The 4,151-nt window shown below is 63.4% G+C and carries 2 protein-coding genes and 1 pseudogene; all 3 read right to left on the reverse strand.

The genetic code is table 11. The annotated features are described in order from the left end of the window. Positions 1-821 (reverse strand): glycine cleavage system aminomethyltransferase GcvT (gene gcvT / locus L9Z73_RS26510; protein ID WP_247407504.1); only part of this gene is annotated, 821 nt, incomplete at its 3' end. Positions 822-860: 39 nt separating this feature from the next. Then, positions 861-2,237, reverse strand: coding sequence for an L-serine ammonia-lyase (locus L9Z73_RS26515; RefSeq protein ID WP_247407505.1), 1,377 nt, complete (start codon positions 2,235-2,237; stop codon positions 861-863). 161 nt (positions 2,238-2,398) lie between these two features. Beyond that, a pseudogene (gene gcvP, locus L9Z73_RS26520) lies at positions 2,399-4,027 on the reverse strand (aminomethyl-transferring glycine dehydrogenase); the annotation flags it as partial. Positions 4,028-4,151 lie beyond the last annotated feature (124 nt).

Genomic DNA, 4,151 nt, shown 5'->3' on the forward strand with positions numbered 1-4,151 from the left:
GGAAAGCCGCCGGCACGTGCGCCGTCAGCGCGATGGGCCTTGGAGATTGCCCACAGCAGGCTGGCTTCGATCGGGGTGGTGTCGGTGTTCATATCGTGGCCGTACAGGCACAGGCCGGCTTCCAGGCGCAGCGAGTCGCGGGCGCCCAGGCCAATGGCCTGGACTTCGGTCTCGGCCAGCAGGCTGCGGGCCAGGCTTTCGGCGTGGGCGGCGGGCACCGAGATTTCAAAGCCGTCTTCACCGGTGTAGCCGGAGCGGCTGACGTAGCAGTCCACACCCAGCAGGCGCAGGGACGCGAATTGCATGAAGGTCATCTTGCTCACTTCAGGGGCCAGGCGCGCCAGTACTTTCACGGCTGCAGGGCCTTGCAGGGCGAGCAGGGCGCGTTCTTCGAACAACGGCTCGATGGTGCACAGGTCGCCAATTTTGGCGCGCAGGTGCTCCAGGTCCTGGTCCTTGCAGGCTGCGTTGACCACCAGGAACAGTTCGTCGTTACCCAGGTTGGCCACCATCAGGTCGTCGAGAATGCCGCCCTGGTCATTGGTGAACATGGCGTAGCGCTGCATGCCAACCGGCAGGTCGATGATATCCACCGGCACCAGGGTTTCCAGGGCCTTGGCGGCATTGGCGCCGGTCAGGCGGATCTGGCCCATGTGGGACACGTCGAACAGCCCGGCCTGATCACGGGTGTGCAGGTGTTCTTTCATCACGCCCAATGGGTATTGCACCGGCATGTCGTAGCCGGCGAAGGGCACCATGCGCGCGCCGAGTTCGATGTGCAGCGCGTGCAATGGGGTTTTCAACAGGGTTTCGGTGGACATATTCAGCTCCTGAAAAACGTGCGGACGCGCGTCTAAGCGTCAGCACTCGATAATGTTGACCGCCAAACCGCCACGGGCGGTTTCTTTGTATTTGCTTTTCATATCGGCGCCGGTCTGGCGCATGGTGCGGATGACCTTGTCGAGGGACACAAAATGCTGCCCATCGCCGCGCAAGGCCATGCGCACTGCATTGATGGCTTTGACCGAGCCCATGGCATTGCGCTCGATGCACGGCACTTGCACCAGGCCGCCAATCGGGTCGCACGTCAGGCCGAGGTTGTGTTCCATGCCGATCTCGGCGGCGTTTTCCACCTGGGACACGCTGCCGCCCAATACTTCGCACAGCGCACCGGCGGCCATCGAGCAGGCCACGCCGACTTCACCCTGGCAGCCAACTTCGGCGCCGGAGATTGATGCGTTTTCCTTGTACAGAATTCCGATGGCGGCGGCGGTGAGCAGAAAGCGCACCACGCCGTCTTCATTCGCGCCGGGGATAAAGCGCATGTAGTAATGCAGCACTGCCGGCACAATCCCGGCGGCACCGTTGGTGGGCGCCGTAACCACGCGCCCGCCATTGGCGTTTTCTTCGTTGACCGCCAGCGCGTACAGGTTGACCCAATCGAGTACCGACAACGGGTCGCGCAGGGCTGACTCAGGGTTCTTGCATAGCTGGCGATGCAGGGCAGCGGCACGACGCTTGACCTTCAAGCCTCCCGGCAAGATCCCTTCGTTGCGACAGCCGGCGTCCACACAGTCCTGCATCACCTGCCAGATCTTCAGCAGACCGTTGCGGGTTTCGGCTTCGGGGCGCCAGGCACTTTCATTGGTCAGCATCACTTGGCTGATGGACAGCCCGTAGGTGGCGCAATGACCGAGCAAGTCCTTGGCGCTCTTGAACGGGAAGGTCAGGGGGGTGGCGTCTTCGACGATCCGGTCGGCGCCGGCGGCGTCTTCATCCACCACAAAACCGCCGCCCACCGAGTAGTACTCGCGGCTGCGGATCTGGATACCGGCGGCGTCAAAGGCGCGAAAGATCATGCCGTTGGGGTGATAGGCGAGGGGTTTGCGAATCATCGCCAGGTGTTCTTTCTCGTTGAACGCAATGCTGTGTTCGCCGAGCAGGTTCAAGCGGCCGTCGCTGCGCATCTGTGCCAGGCGCGCGGCGATGGTTTCTGTGTTCACGGTGTCCGGGTGTTCGCCTTCCAGGCCTAGCAGCACGGCCTTGTCGCTGCCGTGGCCTTTGCCGGTAGCGCCGAGTGAGCCATAGAGTTCCACCTTGACGCAGGTGGTGGCGCTCAGCAGGTCGTCACGGCGCAACCCCTCGACAAAGCGGGCGGCGGCGCGCATCGGGCCGACGGTGTGGGAGCTGGAGGGGCCGATGCCAATCTTGAACAGGTCGAACACGCTTAAAGCCATGGGTTGTTCTCCGGTTTCTTATTAGGTGTCGGGTGTACCCGATCAAAGTGTGGGAGGGGGCTTGCCCCCGATGGCGGTGTGTCAGTCGATCAATAGATAACTGATCCACCGCTATCGGGGGCAAGCCCCCTCCCACATTGTTGATCGAGTGCGTCTTCAGGTTATGCGTAGCTCTCGATTGAAGGGCACGCACACACCAGGTTGCGATCGCCGAACACGTTGTCGACCCGGCCAACCGGCGGCCAGTACTTGCCGTCGATCAACGACGCCACCGGGTACACCGCTTGTTCACGGCTGTAAGGGTGGCTCCATTCGCCCACCAGTTCTGCGGCTGTGTGCGGGGCGTTTTTCAGGGGGTTGTCGTCCTTGTCCAAGGTGCCGTTTTCGACTGCGCGGATTTCTTCGCGGATGGCGATCATCGCGTCGCAGAAGCGGTCCAGTTCTTCCTTGGATTCGCTTTCGGTCGGCTCGATCATCAAGGTGCCGGCCACCGGGAACGACATGGTCGGCGCGTGGAACCCGAAGTCGATCAGGCGCTTGGCCACGTCATCTACGCTGATGCCGCTGCTGTCTTTCAACGGGCGCAGGTCGAGGATGCATTCATGCGCCACCAAGCCGTTGCTGCCGGTGTAGAGCACCGGGTAGTGCTCTTCCAGGCGACGGGAAATGTAGTTGGCATTCAGGATCGCCAACTGCGAAGCGCGCTTGAGGCCCGCGCCGCCCATCATGCTGATGTACATCCAGGTGATCGGCAGGATGCTTGCGCTGCCGAACGGTGCCGCGCACACCGCGCCTTCCTTGTGTGCCATGGTCGCGTGGCCGGGCAGGAATGGGCTCAGGTGCGATTTGACGCCGATCGGGCCAACGCCCGGGCCGCCACCGCCGTGCGGGATGCAGAAGGTCTTGTGCAGGTTCAGGTGGGACACGTCGCCGCCGAACTTGCCCGGCGCGCACAGGCCAACCATGGCGTTCATGTTGGCGCCGTCGATGTACACCTGGCCGCCGTTGTCGTGAATGATCCCGCAGATCTCGCGGATACCTTCTTCGAACACGCCGTGGGTCGACGGGTAGGTGATCATCAGCGCAGCGAGGTGGTCGCGGTGCTCGATGGCTTTGGCGCGCAGGTCTTCGATGTCGACGTTGCCTCGGGTGTCGCAGGCGGTCACCACCACACGCATGCCGGCCATGTGGGCGGTGGCCGGGTTGGTGCCGTGGGCCGATGACGGGATCAGGCAGATGTCGCGGCGCTCATCGCCACGGCTCTGGTGATAGGCACGAATCGCCAGCATGCCTGCGTATTCACCCTGGGAACCGGCGTTCGGTTGCAGCGAGATCGCGTCATACCCGGTGGCCGCGCAGAGCATGGCTTCCAGCTCGGTGGTCAGTTGCAGGTAGCCGGCGCTTTGCTCGGCTGGGGCGAACGGGTGCAGCGCACCGAACTCGGCCCAGGTCACCGGGATCATTTCGCTGGCGGCGTTGAGCTTCATGGTGCAGGAGCCCAGCGGGATCATGGTGCGGTCCAGCGCCAGGTCCTTGTCGGCCAGCTTGCGCAGGTAGCGCATCAGCTCGGTTTCGGAGTGATAACGGTTGAACACCGGGTGGCTGAGGATCGGCGACTGACGCAGCAGCGCGGCCGGCAGGCTGCCTTCAACCTTGGCGGCGAAGTTCGGCAGGGCGTTACCGTCGGCGAAGAGTGCCCACAAGGTTTCGATATCGGCCTGGGTGGTGGTTTCGTCGACCGACAGGCCGAGACGCTCACCGTCCACCACACGCAGGTTGATGCGCTGGGCGCCGACCGGGCAGGCGCAGGGTGCGACGGCCAATCTTGACCAGCAGGTTGTCCGGGTAGGGTTGTTCTGGCAGGCGCCGGCGATAAATACCGATGCACAGCGCGGCCGACAGCAGCAACACGGC

It is taken from the genome of Pseudomonas emilianonis (assembly GCF_023072625.1).
Lineage (GTDB): Bacteria > Pseudomonadota > Gammaproteobacteria > Pseudomonadales > Pseudomonadaceae > Aquipseudomonas > Aquipseudomonas paraveronii.

Excerpts from the sequence above, each read along its gene's own strand:
- L9Z73_RS26515 (WP_247407505.1), bottom strand. The coding sequence starts at position 2,237 with ATGGCTTTAAGCGTGTTCGACCTGTTCAAGATTGGCATCGGCCCCTCC.